Origin of the sequence: Bradyrhizobium sp. BRP23 (genome assembly GCF_020194135.1) — a bacterium.
Classification (GTDB): Bacteria; Pseudomonadota; Alphaproteobacteria; order Rhizobiales; family Xanthobacteraceae; genus Bradyrhizobium; species Bradyrhizobium yuanmingense.
Map to the genome: position 1 here is coordinate 1 of NZ_JADYVW010000058.1, position 511 is coordinate 511.

Sequence of the window (511 nt, forward strand, 5' to 3'; positions counted from 1 at the left end):
GATGTGACGCAGTTTTGTCGACATCGGCTTGACCACGATTTCTTCGGTGTGGAACACGCCATCGACGACGATGCCAAAGGTCTGGCTGCCGACTTGCGTCACCACGATGAAGCCGTTCTCGGGATCGGAGGCCGCGCCGTCGTCGATCTTCAGGAGCTTCTTCAGATGGATCAGCGGCAGCAGCTTGTTGCGCAACCTGAGCACCGCGGTGTCCTTGATGCGCTCGATGCGGTGCTCGGAGTTGGCGCGGGCACGGACCAATTCCACCACCGAGAGCTGCGGGATCGCAAAGCGGTCGCCGGCGGCTTCGACGATCAGCGCCGAGACGATGGCGAGCGTCAGCGGGATCTTGATGGTGACGGAGCTTCCTTCGCCGGCCACGCTCTTGATGTCGATGGTGCCGCCGATCTGGTCGATATTGGTGCGGACCACGTCCATGCCGACGCCGCGGCCCGAGACCGAGGTGATGGCAGCGGCAGTGGAGAAGCCCGGCGCGAAGATGAACTTGTGG

Annotated in this window: 1 protein-coding gene; it reads right to left on the reverse strand. The window is 63.0% G+C overall.

Going from position 1 to position 511, the window contains the following annotated elements; translation table 11 throughout:
• On the reverse strand, positions 1-511 hold a 511-nt coding region (locus I6F24_RS37330; RefSeq protein ID WP_225156607.1), incomplete at both ends, for a chemotaxis protein CheW.